The following is a 22,351-nucleotide window of genomic DNA, read 5'->3' on the forward strand; positions in this document are numbered from 1 at the left end:
TAAATCCTCCCCATCGCGGCGCGACGGGGAGGATCATGCGTCATTCGCCCAGCGTCAGCCGCTCGTAACGCTCCAAATGATAATCATGGCTGCCGAACTGGCCTTCGATCATCGTCGCGCGCTTGAAATAATGGCCGATCGCCAATTCCTGCGTGATGCCGATGCCGCCATGCGTCTGGACCGCATTCTGGCCGACGAAGTTTGCGCCGCGGCTGACCTTCGCCTTGGCGGCCGAAACCGCGGCCATGCGTTCGTTTGCAGGCAGGCCGAGCTTCAGCACGCCCATGATCGTCATCGACCGCGCCTGTTCGACCTCCATGAACATGTCGACCATGCGGTGCTGGAGTACCTGGAATTTCGCGATCGGCACGCCGAACTGCTTGCGCTGCTGGGTATATTCCAGCGTGCCTTCATGCAGTTTCTGCATCACGCCGGTTGCCTCGGCGCAGGTCGCGATGGTGGCTTCGTCGACGATCTGCTCGATCAGCGCCAGTCCGGTGCCTTCGCCGCCGAGCAGCGCGTCGCCCGGAACTGCCACATTTTCGAAATAGATTTCCGAAGCGCGGCTACCGTCGACCGTCGGATAGTCGCGGCGAACGACGCCGGGCAAATTGGCGTCGATCAGGAACAGCGACACGCCATCGCGCTCGCGCTGGCCGCCGCCGGTGCGTGCGGTGACGAGCAGGTGCGTCGCCCACGGCGCGGCATAAACCACACCCTTGTGACCGTTCAGCACATAGCCAGCGCCATCCTTCTTCGCGGTGGTGCGCAGGTTCGCCAGGTCATAGCGGCCCTGCGGTTCGGCATAGGCAAAGGCGATGATCGCATTGCCGGCGATGATCTCGGGGATCATCGCGTCGGCCTGCGCGCCGCCCACGGCCTTGAGCGCGCCGCCGCCAATAACGACGGTCGGAAGGTACGGCTCGATGCCGAGCACCTTGCCCAACTCTTCCATCACGATCGCATTTTCAAGCGCGCCGCCGCCAAGACCGCCTTGTTCCTCGGTAAAGGCCGCGCCGAGCATACCAAGCTCCTGCGCCAGCGCCTGCCAGATGCCGGGGTCGCGCCCCGCATCGCTGGCGGTAAACTTCTGCCGCGTTTCGAAATCATAAGTGTCGGCCAGGAAGCGCGACAGCGTATCGCGGATCATGTCCTGCGTTTCGGTGTAGGTGAAATCCATTATCTTCGTTCCTGATCTTCATCGTTCCCCAGCGTAAGCCGGGGCCCATTTCCGCTCGCGGTCCTCACGGCCGCCCGAGACCCCGGATCATGTCCGGGGTGGTTCTGGGTCAGAGACCCAAAACCATCTTCGCGATGATGTTGCGCTGAATCTCGTTTGACCCGCCATAGATCGTCGTCTTGCGCGTGTTGAAATAGGTCGGGGCGGCGCGATGGGCATAATCGGGCCCGATCGGGTGCTGATTGTCGCCTTCTCCGAAACCGCGGAAGTAAGGCGCGCCATAATGGCCGACCGCTTCCAGCGCCAATTCGGTTAGGCGCTGCTGGATTTCCGAACCCTTGATCTTGAGCAGGCTCGATTCCGGCCCCGGACCACGGTTGGCATTCGGACCGGCAAGGCTGCGCAGTTCGGTGAATTCCAGCGCGGTCAGGTCAATTTCCAGCTCGGCGATCTTGCGCTTGAAAAAGGCGTTGGCGAGCAGCGGCTTGTCGCCGTCGACTTCGGTGCGGGCGATGTCCTTCACCTTTTCGATCGCGCGCTTCGACGCTGCGACACCGGCGATGCCGGTGCGTTCGTGCGCGAGCAGGAACTTGGCGCAGGTCCAGCCCTTATTCTCTTCGTAAACGCGCTGCGACTGCGGAACGCGGACGTCCTCCAGCCACACTTCATTGACTTCATGCTCGCCGCCCAGCGTGATGATCGGGCGCACGGTGATGCCGGGCGACTTCATGTCGATCAGCAGGAACGAAATGCCTTCCTGCTGCTTGGCATCCTTGTCGGTGCGGACGAGGAAGAAGCCCCAGTCGGCATGCTGCGCCAGCGTCGTCCAGGTCTTCTGGCCGTTGACGATATAATCGTCGCCGTCGCGAACTGCGGTGGTGCGCAGCGAAGCAAGGTCGGACCCCGAACCGGGTTCCGAATAGCCCTGACACCACCAATCCTCGCCCGACAGGATGCGCGGCAGGAAATGGGCTTTCTGTTCGGGGGTGCCGAAGGTGTAGATCACCGGGCCGACCATCGCGAGGCCAAAGGGCATCAAGCGGATGCAGTCGGCGCGTGCAGTTTCCTCGGACCAGATGAACCGCTGCGTCGGGGTCCAGCCGGTACCGCCATATTCGACGGGCCATGCGGGGGCGACCCAGCCTTTTTTGTGAAGGATGCGATGCCAGGAGAGGAAATCCTCCTTGGACATTTCTTCGCCCTCGTCCTGCCTTTCGCGCAGTTCGGGCGGATAATTTTCGGCGATGAACTGGCGGACTTCCTGCTGGAAAGCCAGATCTTCGGGGCTGAACTCCATGTCCATGACGATTCTCCCTTGGGCAATGGCGCCCTTATAATAAGCGCTCACCTTTACGTAAACGGTAAGTTGCGGGCTGCAACTCTTTCCTTGCCGTCCAGAATGCGCGCAACCACATGGCTTGTCCAGCGCCCCCACCCGGCCCATGATGACCGAAAGACCATGGGGGGATGGACGATGACCAAAGGCAAGCGCGCGGCGCTGTGGGGACTGTTATTGCTCGGGATAGCGGGGGCAACGGCCTTCCTGTTCCAAAGGCCGATCGGGGCGTGGCTGTTCGAACGCGGGGTCGAGCGGAACTTGGCCCGCGATCCGCTCGCTAGCCTGCCCGACGGACTCCATCTCGCGCTGTGCGGCACCGGATCGCCCCTGCCCAACCGCAATCGCGCAGGGCCTTGCACCGTGGTGATCGCAGGCAAGTCGATGTTTGTCGTCGATGCCGGCGAAGGCAGCGCGCGCAATATTTCGCTGATGGGGCTGCCCAACGGGCAAATCCGCGCGCTGTTCCTCACCCATTTTCACTCGGATCATATCGACGGCATGGGGCCGATGATGTTGCTGCGCTGGACCGGGGCGAACCATGAAAGCCCCCTTCCCGTCTATGGCCCGACGGGGGTCGATGGAGTGATTGCAGGCTTCAACGCCGCTTACGCCGCCGACAACGGCTATCGCACCGCGCATCACGGCATCGTCAACACACCGCCCGAGGCCGCGGGTGCGACCGCGATGGCGTTTGGCGATCCCGACAGACCGGTCGTTATCTATGAAGCCGACGGGCTGAAGGTCACCGCCTTTCCGGTCGACCATCGCCCGGTCCATCCTGCGGTCGGTTATCGCTTCGACTATAAGGGACGCAGCATCGTGCTCAGCGGCGATACCGCGCCGTCAAAGTCGGTCGAAAGTGCCGCAAGGGGCGCCGACCTGCTCGTCCATGAGGCGCTGGAACCGGCAATGGTCGATGAACTCGTCCGCGGATTGGCCAAAGCCGGCCGCAAACAGACATCCGAAATCATGCACGACATTCTCGACTATCATGCCAGCCCCGCGCAGGCCGCCGCCAGCGCAAAGGCTGCGGGCGTCAAGATGCTGGTCCTCAGCCATATCGTGCCGCCGCTGCCGTCATCCTATTTCAACGCCGCCTTCCTCGGTGACGCGAAGAAGCGCTTCGACGGCCCGATCATCATCGGCGAGGACGGGCAATATTTCTCGCTTCCGGCTGGGAGCAAGGAAATCGAACGCGGCAGCTGGTTTTAAAAAAAACGCGCGATTGATGCGCATCCCCCTCATCCGTTTGCCCTGAGCCTGTCGAAGAGCTGTTCTTTCTTTCCGCGCCGCAGAAGAAGAACAGTGCTTCGACAGGCTCAGCACGAACGGCTCATATTATTCAGCCACTTCCAGCTTGTCCTGCGTCCGCAATTCGAAATCGGACGCATCGTGCCGTTCATGGAGCTGGCTCGCCGGATCGCCCATTACGCGATTGACCATGCGCCCGCGCTTCACCGCCGGTCGCGCCGCAATCTGGTCGGTCCAGCGCTGGACATGCTTGTAATCCTGCACCTGCAAAAACTCGCCCGCCTCATAGACCAGCCCCTTGGCGAGTGCGCCATACCAGGGCCAGATCGCCATATCGGCGATCGTGTAATCGGCGCCCGCGATATATTCGCTTTCCGCCAAACGCCGGTCGAGTACGTCCAGCTGGCGCTTCACCTCCATCGCATAACGATCGATCGGATATTCCTGCTTGGTCGGCGCATAGGCATAGAAATGGCCGAAGCCGCCGCCCAGGAAAGGCGTGCTGCCCATCTGCCACATCAGCCATGACAGCGTTTCGGCGCGTTTGGCGACGTCGGTGGGCAAAAATGCGCCGAACTTCTCGGCGAGGTGGATCAGAATCGCCCCCGATTCAAACACCCGGATCGGCTCGGGGCCGCTGCGATCGACAAGGACGGGGATCTTGCTGTTCGGATTGGCGGCCACATAGCCGCTCGAAAACTGATCGCCCTCATTGATGCGGATCAGCCAGGCGTCATATTCGGCGCCGCTATGTCCCGCCGCGAGCAATTCCTCGAGCATCACCGTCACCTTCACCCCATTGGGTGTGCCGAGCGAATAGAGCTGGAGCGGATGCTTGCCGATCGGTAGCTCCTTGTCGTGCGTCGGCCCGGCGATCGGGCGATTGATATTCGCGAAGCGTCCGCCGCTTTCCTTGTCCCATGTCCAGATCTTCGGCGGCACATATTCGCTGTTGTCGGTCATCGAGAGCTCCTGCGCTGAATTTTATACTGACCGGTATTTAACCGGCCATCGCCGTGCCGTCCACCCTCGCGGACTCAAATAATCCTATTCGCCCGCAAAGCCGAAATCGCTTCGGCGTCATATCCCAGTTCCGACAGGATCGCGTCGCTATGCTCGCCGAGTTGCGGCGCGCGTTGTGGCTCGGCCTTGCCGCTGCCGGAAAGCTGAATCGGCGCGCGGATCACGGGAATTTCCGCCGGGGTGCCGGGATAGGATATCGGTTCGACCAGCCCCATCGCTGCGACCTGCGGCTGCGCCAGCGCTTCACCCGCGCGCAATACCGGTGCCGCGGGAACGCGCGCGGCGCCCATTTCGGCGATCGCCTCGGCGCTCGTCCGCTCGATGCACCAGCGCTGCATGATCGCGCTCAACTCCGCGCCATTGTCGCCGCGCAAAATGTCGCTCGCGTAAAGCGGATCATCGACCAGTTCGGCACGCTCGACCAGTTCGGCCCAACGCGCAAAAATAGCATTGCCGACGATCTGTGTGACGATCCAGCCATCGCGGGTGCGAAAAATGTCGGTTGGCCCCGAACTGAAGGCGCGATTGCCGATCGGGCGCCGCTCGATGCCGTTCAGCGCATGGTCGATCGTCAGCGCGTTGGTCATGGTCAGCGCGGTGCCGAGCAGCGACCCCGACACGCATTGCCCCTTCCCCGTCACCTCGCGTTCGCGCAGCGCGACCATGACGCCAAAGGCGCTGTGCAGCGCGGTGCCGAAATCGACATAATTGACTTGTGCGCGATGCGGCTGGTCGGCCGTCCCGGTCAGATGCACCGCGCCCGACATCGCCTGCCCGACCGCATCGAAGCCGACATTTTGCGCCAGCGGCCCTTCGCTGCCAAATGCCGACGCCGTTGCCAGGATGATGCGCGGATTGATCGCCGACAGGCTGTCATAGTCGAGCCCCAGCTTGACCATGGCTTCGTGCGGCAGGTTGGCGACCACGACATCGGCGGTTTCGACCAGCCGGCGGACGATCTCACGCCCTTGCGGGCTACCGGGTTTCAGCGTCAGGCCGCGTTTCGCCCGGTTCATCTGCATGAACATCGCGCCCGAGCCATCTTCCGCCACCGGGACCGAAAATCGATCATCATTGCCGCCCGGCGCTTCGATGCGGATAACGTCGGCGCCATAGTCGGCGAGCAGCGCGGCGCAATAAGGACCTGCGATATAGCGGCCGAAATCCAGCACTCTTATTCCCGTCAGCGGCACGCCTTGCTCTCCCCTGTTCCTTTTGTCCCTTGGGCTAGCAGCCACCCGTCGACCCTGCCAGTTCTTCGTCGAAACCTGTCACTTGCATGTTCGCATGCGCGCCATATGGTCACAGCAATATTTCAAACGGGGATAATAACATGACGCGCTCCGCACTCGCCCTTCTGACAGCACTCGCCTGTTCCACCTCCGCCTTCGCGCAAACCGCAACGGTGATGGAAACCAAGCCCGAAAAATGGGACGTCAACGCTCCCCCCGGCCTGACGACGCGCAAGGTTCCGATCGCGGTCGATGAAGGCAGCTGGATGAATGTCGATGTTGCCCCCGACGGGCGGACAATCGCCTTCGACCTGCTCGGCGATATCTACACCATGCCGATCGAGGGCGGGACACCCACGCGCATCGCCGCGGGGCTCGCCTTTGAACATCAGCCGCGCTTCTCGCCCGACGGCAAGCGCATCGCCTTCGTTTCCGACGCAGGCGGCGGCGACAATATCTGGCTGATGAACCGCGACGGCAGCGACCGGCGCCAACTGAGCAAGGAGGATTTCCGCCTGCTCAACCAGCCGAGCTGGGCCCCCGACGGTCAGTTCATCGTCGCCAAAAAGCATTTCACCACCGGGCGCTCGCTCGGCACCGGTGAGGTGTGGATGTACCATGTCTCGGGCGGCGCGGGCGTGCCGCTGGTCAAGAAACCGAACGAGAAGCACCAGAAGGAACTCGGCGAGCCCGTCGTCACCCCCGACGGCAAGGGCGTCTATTACACCCGCAACGTCACGCCCGGTCCGATCTTCGAATATGCGCAGGACAGCAACACCGACCTGTTCCACATCGAACGCTATGATCTGAACGACGGCAAGGTCACGACCATCGCCGCAGGCGCGGGCGGCGCGGTGCGTCCGACGCCGTCACCCGACGGCAAGCGCCTCGCCTTCGTCCGCCGCGAGGGCGCGCATTCGAAACTCTACGTCAAGGATCTCGCCTCGGGCGCCGAGCGCAAAGTCTATGATGCGCTCGATCAGGATGTGCAGGAAACCTGGGCGGTCACCGGCGTCTATCCCAATATGGCGTGGACCCCCGATAGCGGCGCGATCCTCTTCTGGGCCGGCGGCAAGCTCCGCCGCGTCGCGGGCACCGGCGGCGACGCGCGGGTCATCCCGTTCAACATCAACGACGACCGTGTGATCATCGACGCGACCCACCCCGCGGTCGAGGTCGCGCCCGACAGCTTCACGACGCAAATGCCGCGCTGGGCCGAAGTGTCGCCCGACGGGCGCAGCGTCGTATTTGAAACGCTCGGAAAGCTGTGGGTCAAACCCGCGACCGGTGGCACCGCGCGGCGTCTGACATCGACCAAGGATGACGCCTTCGAGCTCTGGCCCAGCTGGTCGCGCGACGGGCGTTCGGTCGTGTTCATCCGCTGGACCGACGCCGGGCTCGGCGAAATTCACGTCGCGGGCGCCGGTGGCGGCACCTCGCGCAAGGTCACGGCGGTTCCGGGCCATTATGCCGAACCGCGCTTCTCGCCCGACGGCAAGACGATCGCCTTCGAACGGCGCAAGGGTGGTAGCCTGCGCTCCGAACGCTGGGGCGAAAATCCGGGCATTTACCGCATCGCCGCAACCGGTGGTACCGCCGAGCGTGTCAGCGACGACGGCGCCAAGCCGCAATTCGGCGCGTCGAACGACCGTATCTTCATGGTCACTGCCGGCGACGGCAAAAGCCAGCTCGTCAGCACCGATTTGGGTGGTCAGGACAAGCGCGTCCATGCTGGCGGCGAACTGGTCAGCGACTATGAAATTTCGCCCGACGGCCGCACGTTGGCCTTCCGCCAGAATTACGACGCCTATGTCACTCCCCTGATGCCCGGTGGTCAGGATGTGTCGCTCGGCACCAAGAGCGGCGCGCTTCCCGTCACCTGCGTCAGCGGCAGCGGCGCCGACTATATTCACTGGTCGAATGGCGGCAACCGCCTCCACTGGAGTAGCGGCCCGACCCTGTTCAGCGCCGACCTAGCCAGCCTGTTTGCGACCGCCCCGACCGATGACAAGGCGCCCAAATTCACCCCGCCCACCGATGGCGTCTCGCTGTCGATGACGCAGGCGGCGGCGAAGCATAAGGGCGCGGTGCTGATCACCGGCGCGAAGATCGTCACCATGGCAGGCGCCGACGGCGGCATCCTCGACAATGGCGCGATCCTGATCGAGGGCGACCGCATCGCCGCGATCGGCCCCGCGGGCACGATCAGCGTCCCCGCCGGAACGGTGACGATCGACGCGACCGGCAAGACGATCATCCCCGGCTTCGTCGACGCTCATGCCCACGGCCCCCACGGCGACGACGAACTGGTGCCGCAGCAGAACTGGTCCGAAATCGTCAACCTCGCCATGGGAACGACGACCAGCCACAATCCGTCGTCGCGCGCGTCGGAAATTTTCGTCTCGTCCGAAATGCAGCGCGCCGGGCTGATCCTCGCGCCGCGCATCTTTTCGACCGGCGAGATCATCTATGGCGCCAAGGCGGCGGGGGTCTATGCCGAAATCAACGGCTATGACGACGCCCTCGCACATGTTCGCCGCTTGAAGGCGCAGGGCGCCCACAGCGTCAAAAACTACAACCAGCCGCGCCGCGAACAGCGCCAGATGGTCGTCAAGGCGGCGCAGGCCGAGGGGATGACTGTCGTGCCCGAGGGCGGCTCGCTCTTCACGCAGGACGTCACGCTGATCCAGGACGGCAATTCGACGGTCGAGCATAATATCCCGCTCGATATCTTCTACAAGGATCTGGTCCAGCTCTGGGGCCAGACGAAGGTGGATTACACCCCGACCCTCGTCGTCACCTATGGCGGCCCCGCAGGGGACCCCTTTTGGCGCGCCCACACCAATGTCTGGGAGCAGCCGATCCTCGCCCGCCATATCCCGCCTGCCGAACTCACCGCGAACAACAAGCGCCGCGTGATCGCGCCCGAGGGCGACTATGTCGACGATGATTCGGCGCGCGAAGCGGGCAAGATCGCTGCCGTCGGCCGCAATGTCTCGATCGGCGCGCACGGCCAGCAGGCGGGTGTCGGCGCGCATTGGGAAATCTGGTCCTTCGTGCGCGGCGGCTGGAGCAATATCGACGCGCTGCGCGCCGCGACGATCATGCCCGCGACTGCGCTCGGCTATGCGAAGGACGTAGGCTCGCTCGAGACGGGCAAGCTTGCCGACCTGTTAATTCTCGACGCCGATCCGACCGCAAACATCCGCAATAGCGAGCAGATCCACCGCGTGATGCTGGGTGGGCGGCTCTATGATCCGCTGACGATGAACGAGGCAGAAACCGGGAATCGCAAGCGTCCCGCCTATTGGTGGGAGGCTGAAAAGCCCTGAACTTTCCCTTTATTTCTGCGGGGGATCGCGATTTTGTGACGAGAGGGTTGCATCATCATCAGACCCCCGCTAGGGGCGTCAGCCTCAGCGAGGAGAGTTGGCTGAGTGGTCGAAAGCGTCGCACTCGAAATGCGAAGTGCCGGCAACGGTACCGAGGGTTCGAATCCCTCACTCTCCTCCAGTTTTTCCATTTTCGACCGATGGATAGACGGTACGCCGTCCCGGATCACTCCGGGACGGCTCCGCCCCTTCACATAAACGCGGAGGGTGCCGCCAGACTGGCGACGATCACGCCGATGATCAGGAAAATCACCACTGCGGCGATGACCACGACGATCGTGTAGCCCGCCGCCTTGTCTTCCGGCACCTTCATCAGGATCGGGAGCCCGAGATAGAGAAGATAAAGGCCGTAGAGGCCGGCCAATATCCCGAGGATGGCCAGCGAGGGGATCAGCCCGAAAATACCCGCGAGCCACCCTGCGGTCGCCGAATAAGCCGCAACCTTCAATGCCTGAACCTGATTCTTCTGGCCGCCGAAATTCGGCGCGAGCGCGTCGATGATCAGCGCGAGGACGAATATCGTCGCCAGCGCCAGGCCATAAGACAGGACCGCCGACGTCAGCGCGGACCCCAAAGAAGGACGGAAGGTCACGCCGAAGGCGCCATAGCCAAAGACCTGCCCGCCAATAAGCTGCGCGATCGGGCCAATGGCCGCGAGGAGCACCACATAGGGCACATAGATCGACTGCACCGTTGCCGGCTCGGTATCGATCGCGGCCCATGTTTCCTTCGGTTTGAGAAGGATGTTCTTGGCGCGTTCGATAACGCCGGATGCCGGGGTAACCGGTGGAGTAGGATTGCTCGACGGAGTTTCGTTCATCAGATGCCCTTCCCTTGTTGCCATTCAAGACGGTTCCGATCCCGACCCGGATCGGGTGGAGGTCGCAAGGGCAGGCTAGCCCAGACGGCCAACAGCTCAGTAATCTGCATCACAGCCGGATTCGGCTTGTCATCCGGACGCCCGAGTGTAACGGGCTTTAAACAAATATAAACAGCCATAAATTGAGCGCATGAACGCAAAGCCCACAACCGATTTTGGGGACCCGATCCCGCCGAAAGCCGTCACAGCGCCGCTGGTCGAGCGCGCACGTTTCGCGCCGGGCGATATCGTGCGGCATCGCATGTTCGATTTTCGCGGCGTCATATTCGACGTCGATCCCGTTTTTGCGAACAGCGACGAATGGTATGAGGCGATCCCGGAGGATATCCGTCCGGCGAAGGAACAGCCCTATTATCACCTGCTCGCCGAAAACGACGATTCATCCTATATCGCTTATGTCAGCCAGCAGAATCTGGTCGTCGATCCCGACGGCGGGCCGATCGACCATCCGCAGGTCGAGGTGATGTTCGATGGATTGGGCGACGGCCGCTACCGCGTCCGCGCCATCCACCGCCACTAGGCTTGATCCTCGCCATCGTGCGACAGGGAGGATCAAGAAGGATCAGGCCTTCAGCTTCCAGCCCGACACGAGCAGGCGATAGGTCACCACGCCCAGTGCGATATTGACCGCGACGAGCGCCAGCGCGGCGGTCGCCACCGGATTGGCGATCGTCGAATCGACCGTGCCGATGAAGCCGTAACGAAAACCCATGATCGCATAATAGACCGGGTTGCCGTGCGCGATCGACTGGAACCAGGGTGCCAGCCGGTCGACCGAATAGAAAGTGCCCGACAGCAGCGCGAGCGGGGTGACAATGAAATTGGTCACCGCCGCGGCATGATCGAATTTCTCGGCCCATACTGACGTGATCAGGCCCAGAAAGCCCAGCATCGCCGCGCCCAGCACGCCGAACACCGCGATCGCCCACAGATGCGCGGGCATCACATGCACGCCGGGCCACAGCAGCATCGCAAGCCACAGCGCCGCACCAACCAGAAGCGCGCGCGTGATCGCGGCGCCGACGAGCGCGATCATCAACTCACCCACTGCCAGCGGCGGCATCAGATAGTCGACAATCGTCCCCTGGATCTTGCCGACGAGCAGTGAAAAGCTGGAATTGGCGAAACTATTTTGCAGCATCGCCATCATGATCAGCCCCGGCGCGATGAAATCGGCGAAAGGCACGCCGATCACCGTGCGCCCTGCTCCGCCCAGTGCGACGGTAAAAATGACGAGGAACAGGAGGGTGGTGATGGCGGGAGCCCAGATAGTTTGCAGCTGGACCTTGAAAAAGCGCCGTACCTCCTTGACATATAGGGCCTGCATGCCCGGCACGTTCAGCGTCCGGATATGCGGGACGCCGGGTTCCGCAAAGCGCGGGGTCCCGGCGAAATCGCCGGAGTCGGGGTTCGAAATTTGGGGCTGGTCGTTCATAGCGTTCTCGCCTATCGCCTCCCCGATATTACCGCAAGCTGGGCAGTGACGGCGCCGACCCGCAATGGGGTCGCCCTGGGGATTATAATGACCGCCTGCGGCGTGAAATGATAAGGAATTGAACATGTCATGGACCGATGAGCGCATCGAAAGCCTGCGCACCATGTGGGAAAAAGGCCTGACCGCCAGCCAGATCGCCGACGAACTCGGCGGCGTGAGCCGCAACGCGGTGATCGGCAAGGCACATCGCCTCGGGTTGAAATCGCGCCCCTCCCCCGTCAAGGCGGCCGAAAAAGCAAAGCCTGCGGTCAAGGCCGCGCCCGCGACGCCGAAACCGGCCTCGCCGCCGCCCGCGCCGCGCGCTGCCGCTTCGGTCGCACCGCGCCCGGTCGCGCCGACGATGGCGCCTGCGCCGCGTCCTGCCACCGATGCGCCTTCGGACGACGCGGCACCTGCCGATGCCGCACCGCCGCGTCCTGACACCCCGCGCATCGTTTCGATCGGCCCCGGCGGTTTCATCCGTCAGGGGCCCGGCGATCAGCAGGCGCCGATTCCGCCCGCGCCGCCGCGCCGCATGGTGCCCGCGAAGCCAAGCCCGGAAATGGCCAGCAAGACGAGCCTGCTCGACCTTAACGACCGGATCTGCCGCTGGCCGATGGGGCATCCGGGCGAGCCCGACTTTCACTTCTGCGGCGTTGCGGTGAACCCCGGCTTCCCTTATTGCGTCGAGCATTGCGGCCGCGCCTATCAGGCGCAACTGCCGCGCGGCACGCGCCGTCCGCCCCCGCCGCCGCCCTTTGGTGGCCCGCGCGTTCGGTGAGGCCCTTCGGGCAGGATTTTGAGTTCGCGCGCGCGCTCGGTCTTCAAATGATCGAGCGCGGCGACGGACGTTGCCGCATGGCGATCGACATTGAGGAAGCGCGCCATTTCAACCCGAACGGGGTTGCGCATGGCGGCGTCGCCTATTCGCTCGCCGATACCACGATGGGCGGGGCGCTGATGAGTGTGCTGGCCAGCGGGCTGGTCTGCGCAACGCTCGAGATCAAGTTCAACTATCATGTCGGCGTCAGCGAAGGCCTGCTGACCTGCGACGCGATCGTCCTGCATCAGGGCAAGCGGATCGCCAATATCGACGCGCGCCTGTTTCAGCACGACCGACTGGTCGGGAGTGCCAACGGCAATTTCGCGATTTTCGCGCTACCGCCCGGACGATGAACAAGCACCGCTGACAAGGAAAAGGCGCCGGACCTTTCGGGTCCGGCGCCTCCCCTTTTCCCTCACGGGATATTCAGAATCGGAAGCCGATCGTCCCGCGCACGCTGTGCGTGCGCATATTGGCGCCGCTGCGCTGAATATCTGTCCCGCCACCGTTCAGCAGGAACGGGTTGGTCGCGGGGTTCGCGGTTCCGGCGCCGACATTGACGACATAATCATCGTCCTTGACGTCGGTGTAGAGATATTCGAGCCCTATCGACACTTTCTGCGTCACCATGATTTCGGCGCCGCCGCCTGCGGCATAGCCCCAGCCGTTGGTTTTGCCGTTGTCGGTGAAGCTGTTCACGGTGTTGGTCGTGGTGAACTTGTTGTTGAGCCGCGCATAGGCCGGACCACCGGTGACATAGAAAAGTGCGCCGCCGCCCGGCGTGTAACCGGCACGCAGGCGCGCGCTGGCCTGCCAGTCGGCCTCACGGCTCATCGTGTAGCTCGCCGGGGTGGTCGAAAAGCCGCTGACGCTGTCGCGCGCTTCGCTGCGTCCGCCTTCGATCACGGCGCCAAGGACGAAATTGCCCATCCGCTTGTCATAGCCGGCGCGTGCGAAATATTCCGGGCCGTCCTTGTCATTGCGGCATCCGACATTGGCAGTGCTGGTCGCGGCGCCGTTGCAGAATCCGGGCGCAAAGGCATCGGTGCCCCCGGCGGTGTTGACCGGGTCGCCATAGGTGCCGTCGCGGTTGGTATCGAAGATCAGCGTTTCGCCGCGGTCGCTGCCCTGCAACGTGCCGCCACCGCCGATTGCGATATAGGGTCCGTTGAAATCCTGCGAGCGGTCATGTCCGTCTTGGGCCATCGCCGGCGCAGCCAGCATGGTTGCCGCCGAAGCGGCAAGGAGAGAGGCGAGTTTCATTTTTATTCTCCACTTTTTTTAGGGCTTTGCAGCCAGCGTAGAAACCCGCCCCGCCATTTCAAAGTTCCTCGCTATGGCATAAATGCGATGAACCGAGCTTGGCTCGAGACGCGCAATCCAGTCTGAAACCACGCTTGCCAGCGACCTTTCCCGCCCCCTATAGCTGGTGCATGAGTCACGATTTGTTCGACGGCAACGCGCCCATCACCGAAAGCTATAACGCCTCGCAGATCGAGGTGCTCGAAGGGCTGGAACCGGTCCGTCGGCGCCCCGGCATGTATATTGGCGGCACCGACGAACGCGCGCTACACCACCTCGCCGCCGAGGTGATCGACAACAGCATGGACGAAGCCGTCGCGGGCCACGCCAGCCGCATCGAGGTCATCCTCGACGTTGGCAATCGCCTGACCGTCATCGATAATGGTCGCGGCATGCCGGTCGATCCGCATCCCAAATTTCCGGGCAAATCGGCGCTCGAAGTGATCATGACCATGCTCCACTCGGGCGGCAAGTTCGAGGGCAAGGCCTATGCGACCTCGGGCGGCCTCCACGGCGTCGGCGTCAGCGTCGTCAACGCGCTGTCGATCGAAACCGTGATCGAAGTTGCGCGCAACAAGCTACTCTATCGCCAGCGTTTTTCCCAAGGTGCCCCGCAGGGCGGGCTCGAGGAACTGGGCCCCACACCCAACCGCCGCGGCACCAGCGTCTCCTTCATCCCCGACCCCGAAATCTTCGGTGACCATGGCCGGTTCAAGCCGCAGCGCCTCTATCGCATGGCCCGGTCAAAGGCCTATTTGTTCGCGGGTGTCGAAATCCGCTGGAAATGCGCCGCCGAGCTGATCGGCGACGACACCCCGACCGAGGCGGTGTTCCAGTTCCCCGGCGGCCTCGCCGACCATCTGAAGGAACAGATCGGCACTCGCGAATGTGCGACCGCCGAGCCCTTCGTCGGGCGTCAGGATTTCCCGGGCGATCAGGGCCGCGCCGAATGGGCGATCGCCTGGCCGCTTTGGTCCGACGGCTCGTATAGCTGGTATTGCAACACCATTCCGACCCCCGCAGGCGGCACCCACGAGGCGGGCCTGCGCGCCGCGCTGACCAAGGGATTGCGCGGCTTTGGCGAGCTGATCGGCCAGAAAAAGGCCGCGCAGATCACCCCCGAGGATGTGTTCAACGGCGGCGAGATGATGCTGTCGGTCTTCATCCGCGATCCGCAGTTTCAGAGCCAGACCAAGGACCGGCTGTCGAGCCCCGAGGCCGCGCGCCTCACCGAAAATGCGGTGCGCGACCATTTCGACCATTTCCTCTCGGACAATATGGACCGCGGCCGCGCGCTGCTCGGCCTCGTCCTCGACCGCATGGACGAGCGGCTCAAGCGCAAGGCCGAACGCGAGGTCAAGCGCAAGACTGCGACCAGCGGCCGCAAGCTGCGCCTCCCCGGCAAGCTCACAGACTGCGCCAATGACGGCCCCGAAGGTACGGAATTGTTTATCGTTGAAGGCGACAGCGCCGGCGGCAGCGCGAAGCAAGCGCGCAACCGCAAGACGCAGGCGATCCTGCCGATCCGGGGCAAGATTTTGAACGTCGCGAGCGCCAGCAACGACAAGATCCGCGCCAACCAGGAAATCGCCGACCTCGCGCTCGCTTTGGGCTGCGGGATGCGCAAGGATTGCGACGCCGACCGGCTGCGCTACGAAAAAATTGTCATCATGACCGACGCCGACGTCGACGGCGCGCATATCGCGACGCTCCTCATGACCTTCTTCTTCCAGGAAATGCCCGATATCGTTCGCAAGGGGCATGTTTATCTGGCGCAGCCGCCGCTCTATCGACTGACCTCGGGCAATGTGACAACCTATGCCCGCGACGACGCGCATCGCGCTGAAATCGAAGCCAAACAGTTCAAGAACAAAAAGGTCGATGTCGGCCGCTTCAAGGGGCTGGGCGAGATGAACCCCAACCAGCTCAAGGAAACCACGATGGACCCGGCGACGCGCTCGATGCTGCGCGTCACGCTGCCGCAGGAATATGAGGAACGGCATCTGGTCAAGGATCTGGTCGACCGGCTGATGGGCAAACACCCCGAACACCGTTTCCAGTTCATCCAGGCCAATGCCGCGACGCTCGACGAGGCCGCGATCGACGCCTGATGCGGGCAGAACACTTCCCTTTCATCCCACTCCGTTTGTGCTGAGCTTGTCGAAGCACCATTCTTCCTTCGACGGCGCAGAAGAACAGAACGCCCCTTCGACAAGCTCAGGGTGAACGGATAATGTAGGGCGATGAAGGCGGTTCTCCATTCCTTGCTTGGCAGCCTATTGCTTGCCGCGACTCTTCCTGCCTCATCGGTTTTTGCACAATCGCCAGACTCTGCCGCGCCGGCCCTGACCACCGGCTTCGACCATCGCGCGGCCGAACTCCTCGACCTTTTCGAAGGCCGCACCGCCTTCGCCGACTTTTTCGCCCCGTCGTTCCAGGCGGCGATCCCCGAGGCGCAGTTCCAGGCGATAACAACCAGCCTGATCGCACAATATGGCCGTCCGCTTGCCGTTGATGACGCCACCTCGACCAACGGCCGCGCGGGCACCGTCCAGCTCCGCTTCGAAAAAGGCGTAGCGACCTTCTCCCTCGACGTCGATGCCGAGGGACGCGCGATCGGCCTCCAACTCACCCGCTTTACGATGACCCACGACAGCTTCGCCGCAGTCGCGGCCGAACTGGCCGCCCTGCCCGGTCGCACCGGCTTCCTCGTCGCCGAACTCGACGGTACCACGATCCGCCGCCTCGCCGCCGCCAACGCCGATACGCAATTCGCCGTCGGTTCGACCTTCAAACTCTATGTCCTGAACGAACTCGCAGCGCAGGTCGCGGCAGGGCGGCGCAATTGGAGCGATGTCGTCCCGCTCTCGCACCTCAGCTTCTCGTCGACCGCCACCGGAAACTGGCCAAAAGACACGCCGGTCACGCTGCAAACCCTCGCCAACTGGATGACCTCGGTCAGCGACAATGGTGCGACCGACACGCTGATCCACCTGCTCGGCCGCGACGCGATCGAGGCGCGGATGCGCCGCGCCGGGCACAGCGATCCCTCGCGCAACATCCCGCTGCTCACGACGGTCGAGGCGTTCGCGCTCAAGGGCAATAATTTCACCGCCGAACGCGCCGCCTTCGTTGCGGGCGACGATAGCGCGCAGCGCAGGTTGATCGACGCCAACCGGAACCGCCTCATTCTATCCAACGTGGACGGGATCAGCTTCACCAACGGCCCGCGCTCCATCGACAGCCTCGAATGGTTTGCCAGCCCGAACGATATCGCGCGCGCGATGGCCGACCTGCGGGCGCGCGGCTCCGAACCCGCGATGGCGGCGATGGCGATCAACAATGGCGTGGGCCCCGCTGCTGCGGCCGATTGGACCTATCTCGGCTATAAAGGCGGGTCAGAAAATGGTGTGCTGTCGATGAGCCTGCTCGGTCAGCGCAAACGCGACGGCAAATGGTTCGTCGTCACCGCGAGTTGGAACAACCCCAAAGCCAATGTCGGAACCGAAGACCTGATCGGCCGCGTAACCCGCCTGCTCGCGCTCGCCGCGAAATAGCGCCCAAATTCGTCATTGCCAGCGTAGCGAAGCAATCTCCAGTCATCGGTCATGCGCGAGGCGCGCCGGAGATTGCTTCGCTACGCTGGCAATGACACGAAAAAATTACGGGATTCAGTCCGCCGTCAGCGCAGAAACCAGCGCCTTGACCTTCGCCTGCCGCCACTGCGGCGTCGGCGCGACCAGCCAGTAACCGCGTTTCACCGCAAACGCGTCACCGACCTGCCGCACGCGTCCCGCCGTAATATCGGCCTCGGCGAGCATCGCCGGAACATTTGCCTGCCCCAGCCCGTTCGCCGCGGCATCGATCGCCAGCCCGGCATCGCCCAGACGCAGCGCGGGTTCGCCCTCGGCGACCGGGCACCCCGGCCAGGCGATCCGCGTCTCGCTGCCGCCGCCCGGTCCCGCAACGGTGACCATCAAGGCGTCGGCCAGCGCCACGCCCTCATGCTCGCCCGCGCCATCGGACCAGAAAATCGCAATGTCGAGGTTGGCTTCGGTGAAATCGATCCCGCCATCGGCCGACACCAACGTGAAGCGCACATCGGGCGCCTGCTGGCTATAGCGCGCCAGCTTCGGCGCCAGCCATTTGGCAGTCAGGTCACGCGGCGCGGCGATCGTCAGCGATTGTGACGATTGCCCCGCCTGCATCGCGCGCACCGATTCCTCGAACTGCAAAAAGCCCTGACGCAGCGCGTCGAGCCCGGCATTGGCCTCGCCGGTCAGCTCCAGCCCCTTGGGGGTGCGGCGGAACAGCACGACGCCCAGCATATCTTCCAGCGCGCGTATTTGTTGCCCCACGGCGGCAGGCGTCACCGCCAGTTCGTCGGCGGCGCGCGTGAAGCTCAGGTGCCGGGCCGCGGCATCGAACACGCGCAGCGCGTTGAGCGGCAGATGGGTCCGCTTCACGACGCGGTCGCCGGCGCGATAAGCGGGAAGTGCGGGATCGCGACTAGCATTTCCGAACCATCACCCATTTCCATGGCATAGCTGCCGACCATCGACCCTTCGGGGGTCGGGAGCGGGCAACCCGATACATAATCGAACGCGCCGCCGGGGCCAATCAGCGGCTGTTCGCCGACGACGCCCTCACCCTCGACCTCGCTAATTTGTCCGCGCCCGTCGCTGATCCGCCAATGGCGGCTGATCAATTGCACCGCGACTTCGCCGTGATTTTCGACCCGCACATGATAGGCCCAGAACCAGCGCCCGAGCGCTGGATGCGATTGTTCGGGCAAATAGCTGACCGACACGCGAACCGTGATCGACCCCGTGGTCGCCGCAAAGGGAAAGAAGGAGTCGATCATCATCGCACCTGAATCCCCTAAAGACCGACCCTGGTCAATGCCTGGTCAAGATCGACGATGACGTCGCGTGGATCCTCGAGCCCGATATTGATCCGCAGCATCCCTTCGACCACCCCCATGTCGGCGCGCGCTTCGGCGCTGACGCCATAATGGGTCGTCGATGCCGGGTGGCAGCACAGGCTCCGCGAGTCGCCGATATTGTTACTGATATCGACGAGTTCGAGCCCGTTGAGAAAGCGCATCGCCTGCTCGCGCCCGCCGTCGAGGATGAAGGAAAAGATCGGCCCGCACGCCTCCATCTGGCTCATCGCCAGATTATGTTGCGGGTGGCTGGCCAGCCCGGGGTGCAGCATCCGTGCGACGCGCCCCTCGATCGCCTTGCCGACCGCCAGCGCATTTTCCGACTGACGCCGCGCGCGCAGGTCGAGCGTCTCGAGCCCCTTGTGCACCACCCATGCGTTGAACGGCGACAGGTTCGGCCCGGTGTTGCGCTGGAACGGCAACAGCACCTCGTTGATGAACTTCTCGGTCCCGCAGACGGCACCGGCTAGGACGCGCCCCTGCCCGTCCATCAGCTTGGTCGCCGAATAGGCCACGACGTCGGCACCAAAATCCATCGGCCGCTGAAGCATTGCGGTCGCGAAGGCGTTGTCGACGACGCTGGTGATGCCATGCGCCTTCGCCAGCCCGCAGACATGCTTCATGTCGACGATGTCCATCGTCGGGTTGGCGGGGGTTTCGAAGAAGAAGACCTTGGTGTTGGGCTTGATCGCCTTTTCCCACGCGTCATTGTCGCGGCCGTCGATGACCGTCGTTTCGATCCCGAAACGCGGGCAGAGGTGGTCAACCAGCCAACGGCACGAGCCGAAGGCCGCCTTCGCCGCGACGATATGGTCGCCCGCCGACAGCTGACAGAGCAAGGCGGTCGTCATCGCCGCCATGCCCGTCGCCTGCGTGCGGCACGCCTCGGCGCCTTCCATCAGTGCAATGCGCTCCTCGAGCATCGCGACGGTCGGGTTCTGCAGGCGCGAATAGGTCATGCCGGTTTCTTCGCCGGCAAAACGCGCCGCGACTTCCTCGGCACTTTCATAGGTGTAGCCGGAGGTCAGGAAGAGCGCTTCCGACGTCTCGCCATGCTCGCTGCGCCACGTCCCGCCGCGCACCGCCTGCGTTGCGGGGTGCCATTTGCGCGTTGTTTCGCGATCGAAACCCGTTGTCTTTTTCATCGTCTTATCCGTGTGTTTGATTGTTCAGGGCCGAAACCACTGCATCGCCCAATGCTGTCGTTCCCATATCGCCCCCCAGATCGGCGCCGCGGCAACCGTCGGCCAGCACCTTGGCGACCGCCGTCTCGATCCGCGCCGCGCTCGCCTCGTCGCCGCCCGAATGGCGCAGCAACATCGCCAGCGACAGGATCATCGCCAGCGGATTGGCGACGCCCTTGCCCGCGATATCGGGTGCGCTGCCGTGGATCGGTTCGTACAGACCCTGCTTGCCTTCGCTCAGCGAGGCCGACGCGAGCAGGCCGATCGACCCGACGCACATCGACGCCTGATCGGACAGGATATCGCCGAACAGGTTTCCGGTGACCACGACGTCGAACTGTCCCGGATTGCGCACCAGCTGCATCGCAGCATTGTCGACATACATATGGGTCAGCGTCACATCGGGATATTCGGCCGCAACCTCGATCACCACGTCGCGCCACAGCTGCGACGTTTCGAGCACATTCGCCTTGTCGACCGAGCAAAGCCGCTTGTTGCGCCCCTGCGCCGCGCGGAAGGCGACATGCGCGATCCGGCGCACTTCGCTCTCGCTATAGGCCATGACGTCATAGCCTTCGCGCTGACCATCGGCGGTTGTGCGCGTGCCCTTCTCGCCGAAATAGACGTCGCCATTGAGTTCGCGAACGATCAGCAGGTCGATCGCCGACGCGACTTCGGGCCGCAGTGCCGAGGCGTCTTCCAGCCCGGCGAACATCTTGGCGGGACGCAGATTGGCGAACAGCCCGAGCGCGGCGCGCAGCCCCAGAATTGCTTGCTCAGGGCGCAGATGGCGCTCGACATTGTCGAACCGCGGATCGCCGACCGCACCGAACAGGATCGCATCGGCGGCCTTGGCCTTGTCGAGCGTTTCGGGGGGCAGCGGATGACCGGTCGCGGCATAGGCGGCCCCGCCGACCAATGCGCGATCGAGCGTCACGGGCAGCGCGAGCACCGCCAGCACCTTCTCGGCCTCGACCATGATTTCGGGACCGATGCCGTCTCCGGCCAGCAACAGGATTTTCAACGCTTCGCCCTTTCATATCTTGCGAGCCGCTTAGGCAGCGGCGGCGAGTCACGCAACCGCCCTGTTCAACCGATCCACCAACCGCGCCCGAACCGCCAGCAAATCCCGCGCCCGCCCATCGAGCAAGCTGCGGTCCAGAAAATGACCCGTAATCGCCAACCCATCAAGTGCATCGCCCAGCGACGGATCGCCATCGACCCCGCGCAGGAAGGGCGGCAGCCGCAGCAACCGCTCCTCATAGCCCACCGCCGCGCCGACGCTCACCGCCCCGCCCGACTTCGGGCTGACAAACCCCAGATCGACGCGCGCACCCGTGACGACACATTCATCCAGGTCGAGTCCAAACCCCAGCTCGGCAAGCAACAGCAGCTCATAACGCGCCAGTGCCGCCGCCCATTGCCGCGCCGCAGCCGCCGCCTCGATCGCATCGAGCAGCGCCGACAGCGTGCGAAACAGCGACGGATAGGGCTGGCTTTCGGGCAGGGTCGCTGCGGTCAGGCTGGTCACCCAGTCGATCGCCGCCGCCGGCAGCGGCTCGGCGAGCAAGGGCGCCCGGCTCGTCAACAATTCGGCGGTCGCTCCCGCCAGCTGCTCCTCGGTCCGCGCGCGCAGTTCGAGCGCGATCAGATTGCCCGCCATCAAAATCGGCCGCAGCCGCCGCGACCGCCCGCCGCGCACATAGCCCGCGACCAGCCCCGCCTCTTCGGTCAGCGCGCGCAATATCGCGCCATGCTCACCGTGCATGCGAACCGCGCAGACGATGGCGGGGGCGGTCAGGCTGGCCAAAGCACCAGCTGCGTCTGCGTAACCAGCGCAACCTCGGCGCCATCCTCGGTACGGATGCGCGTCTGCCACACCGACACGCGCTTGCCGATCTTCACCGGGGTCGCCTCGCCGATCAGCACCGACCCGACCGGCCCGGCGCCCAGGAAATTGGTCTTGCTCTCGATCGTCGTCGTGTTGCTCGCCCCCTCGGGCAAGGTCAGAAACGCCCCGACCGCGCCGAGGCAGTCGGCAAAAGCCATGATCGCGCCGCCATGGACGATATTCCCTGCGGTACAGATATCGGCGCGCACCGGCATGCGGCCTGCGACGCGCTCCTTGCTGCCCTCGTCAATCGTCACCCCCAACGTCCCCGCCAGCGGCATCATGGTTGCGAAATCCATTTTCGTCCTTTCCCAGAAACAAAATTTCCGTTCGCCCTGAGCTTGTCGAAGCCTGTCCTGAGCTTCGCCGAAGGGGGCCGTTCTTCCTTTCAGCGACGTCGAAGAGAAGGACGGTGCTTCGACAAGCTCAGCACAA

The 22,351-nt window shown here is 63.8% G+C and carries 20 protein-coding genes and 1 tRNA gene; 8 read left to right on the forward strand and 13 right to left on the reverse strand.

Features of this window, described 5'->3' with window-relative positions:
- Positions 1-40: 40 nt before the first annotated feature.
- On the reverse strand, positions 41-1,180 hold the full coding sequence (locus CDQ91_RS02470) for an acyl-CoA dehydrogenase family protein (protein WP_088471098.1): 1,140 nt from the start codon (positions 1,178-1,180) through the stop codon (positions 41-43).
- 109 nt (positions 1,181-1,289) lie between these two features.
- On the reverse strand, positions 1,290-2,483 hold the full coding sequence (locus tag CDQ91_RS02475) for an acyl-CoA dehydrogenase family protein (protein ID WP_088471099.1): 1,194 nt from the start codon (positions 2,481-2,483) through the stop codon (positions 1,290-1,292).
- A gap of 171 nt (positions 2,484-2,654) precedes the next feature.
- Between CDQ91_RS02475 and CDQ91_RS02480 the strand changes: the two genes are divergently transcribed.
- Complete coding sequence (locus CDQ91_RS02480) at positions 2,655-3,731, forward strand: MBL fold metallo-hydrolase (protein WP_088471418.1); 1,077 nt, start codon at positions 2,655-2,657, stop codon at positions 3,729-3,731.
- Positions 3,732-3,857: 126 nt separating this feature from the next.
- On the opposite strand, the gene yghU is transcribed toward CDQ91_RS02480, so the two are convergent.
- Positions 3,858-4,733, reverse strand: a complete 876-nt coding sequence (yghU, locus tag CDQ91_RS02485; protein WP_088471100.1) for a glutathione-dependent disulfide-bond oxidoreductase — start codon at positions 4,731-4,733, stop codon at positions 3,858-3,860.
- A gap of 74 nt (positions 4,734-4,807) precedes the next feature.
- Positions 4,808-5,986 carry a CaiB/BaiF CoA transferase family protein gene (locus tag CDQ91_RS02490; RefSeq protein WP_088471101.1) on the reverse strand — a complete coding sequence of 393 codons (1,179 nt, stop codon included), beginning with the start codon at positions 5,984-5,986 and terminating at the stop codon, positions 4,808-4,810.
- Between the two features lie 140 nt (positions 5,987-6,126).
- On the opposite strand from CDQ91_RS02490, the gene CDQ91_RS02495 reads away from it, so the two are divergent.
- Both CDQ91_RS02495 and CDQ91_RS02500 read left to right on the forward strand, forming a co-directional pair.
- Positions 6,127-9,357 carry an amidohydrolase family protein gene (locus tag CDQ91_RS02495; protein ID WP_088471102.1) on the forward strand — a complete coding sequence of 1,077 codons (3,231 nt, stop codon included), beginning with the start codon at positions 6,127-6,129 and terminating at the stop codon, positions 9,355-9,357.
- A 91-nt stretch (positions 9,358-9,448) separates the two neighbouring features.
- Positions 9,449-9,538, forward strand: a tRNA-Ser gene (locus CDQ91_RS02500).
- A gap of 69 nt (positions 9,539-9,607) precedes the next feature.
- On the opposite strand, the gene CDQ91_RS02505 is transcribed toward CDQ91_RS02500, so the two are convergent.
- Positions 9,608-10,237, reverse strand: a complete 630-nt coding sequence (locus CDQ91_RS02505) for a Yip1 family protein (protein WP_088471103.1) — start codon at positions 10,235-10,237, stop codon at positions 9,608-9,610.
- Between the two features lie 190 nt (positions 10,238-10,427).
- Here CDQ91_RS02505 and hspQ point away from each other — a divergent pair, with 190 nt between their 5' ends.
- Entirely contained in the window at positions 10,428-10,817 is a 390-nt protein-coding gene (gene hspQ, locus CDQ91_RS02510) for a heat shock protein HspQ (protein ID WP_088471104.1), read from the forward strand.
- Between the two features lie 42 nt (positions 10,818-10,859).
- Here the strand turns inward: hspQ and CDQ91_RS02515 are convergent, their stop codons facing one another.
- Positions 10,860-11,732: an ABC transporter permease gene (locus CDQ91_RS02515; RefSeq protein WP_088471105.1), complete on the reverse strand. Its 873-nt coding sequence runs from the start codon at positions 11,730-11,732 to the stop codon at positions 10,860-10,862.
- Positions 11,733-11,856: 124 nt separating this feature from the next.
- Here CDQ91_RS02515 and CDQ91_RS02520 point away from each other — a divergent pair, with 124 nt between their 5' ends.
- Positions 11,857-12,552 (forward strand): GcrA family cell cycle regulator, encoded by a 696-nt coding sequence (locus tag CDQ91_RS02520; protein ID WP_088471106.1) that lies wholly within the window; start codon positions 11,857-11,859, stop codon positions 12,550-12,552.
- Entirely contained in the window at positions 12,549-12,947 is a 399-nt protein-coding gene (locus CDQ91_RS02525; RefSeq protein WP_088471107.1) for a PaaI family thioesterase, read from the forward strand. Before CDQ91_RS02520 ends, CDQ91_RS02525 begins: the two co-directional genes overlap by 4 nt.
- A 73-nt stretch (positions 12,948-13,020) precedes the next feature.
- Here CDQ91_RS02525 and CDQ91_RS02530 read toward each other — a convergent pair whose 3' ends face one another.
- Positions 13,021-13,857, reverse strand: a complete 837-nt coding sequence (locus CDQ91_RS02530; protein WP_088471108.1) for an outer membrane protein — start codon at positions 13,855-13,857, stop codon at positions 13,021-13,023.
- Between the two features lie 170 nt (positions 13,858-14,027).
- On the opposite strand from CDQ91_RS02530, the gene parE reads away from it, so the two are divergent.
- Together parE and CDQ91_RS02540 are read left to right on the forward strand one after the other, a co-directional pair.
- The gene (gene parE / locus CDQ91_RS02535) at positions 14,028-16,007 is read left to right on the forward strand and encodes a DNA topoisomerase IV subunit B (RefSeq protein WP_088471419.1); all 1,980 of its coding nucleotides are present in this window, start codon (positions 14,028-14,030) and stop codon (positions 16,005-16,007) included.
- Between the two features lie 132 nt (positions 16,008-16,139).
- A complete protein-coding gene (locus CDQ91_RS02540) occupies positions 16,140-17,453 on the forward strand; it encodes a serine hydrolase (protein ID WP_088471109.1) in 1,314 nt (437 codons plus the stop codon).
- A 114-nt stretch (positions 17,454-17,567) separates the two neighbouring features.
- On the opposite strand, the gene CDQ91_RS02545 is transcribed toward CDQ91_RS02540, so the two are convergent.
- From CDQ91_RS02545 to CDQ91_RS02570, 6 genes are read right to left on the reverse strand one after another with little or no spacing between them, the layout of a single operon-like run.
- A complete protein-coding gene (locus CDQ91_RS02545) occupies positions 17,568-18,362 on the reverse strand; it encodes a LysR family transcriptional regulator (RefSeq protein WP_088471110.1) in 795 nt (264 codons plus the stop codon).
- Positions 18,359-18,760 (reverse strand): Co2+/Mg2+ efflux protein ApaG, encoded by a 402-nt coding sequence (gene apaG, locus CDQ91_RS02550; protein WP_174688465.1) that lies wholly within the window; start codon positions 18,758-18,760, stop codon positions 18,359-18,361. Before apaG ends, CDQ91_RS02545 begins: the two co-directional genes overlap by 4 nt.
- A gap of 17 nt (positions 18,761-18,777) precedes the next feature.
- On the reverse strand, positions 18,778-19,986 hold the full coding sequence (locus CDQ91_RS02555; protein ID WP_088471112.1) for a trans-sulfuration enzyme family protein: 1,209 nt from the start codon (positions 19,984-19,986) through the stop codon (positions 18,778-18,780).
- Positions 19,987-19,990: 4 nt separating this feature from the next.
- Entirely contained in the window at positions 19,991-21,049 is a 1,059-nt protein-coding gene (gene leuB / locus CDQ91_RS02560; protein ID WP_088471113.1) for a 3-isopropylmalate dehydrogenase, read from the reverse strand.
- A 48-nt stretch (positions 21,050-21,097) separates the two neighbouring features.
- Positions 21,098-21,835, reverse strand: coding sequence for a DNA repair protein RecO (gene recO, locus CDQ91_RS02565; protein WP_088471114.1), 738 nt, complete (start codon positions 21,833-21,835; stop codon positions 21,098-21,100).
- Positions 21,823-22,215, reverse strand: coding sequence for a PaaI family thioesterase (locus CDQ91_RS02570; RefSeq protein ID WP_088471115.1), 393 nt, complete (start codon positions 22,213-22,215; stop codon positions 21,823-21,825). Before CDQ91_RS02570 ends, recO begins: the two co-directional genes overlap by 13 nt.
- Positions 22,216-22,351: the final 136 nt, after the last annotated feature.

Origin of the sequence: Sphingopyxis witflariensis (assembly GCF_002205635.1) — a bacterium.
In the GTDB taxonomy this organism is placed as follows: domain Bacteria; phylum Pseudomonadota; class Alphaproteobacteria; order Sphingomonadales; family Sphingomonadaceae; genus Sphingopyxis; species Sphingopyxis witflariensis.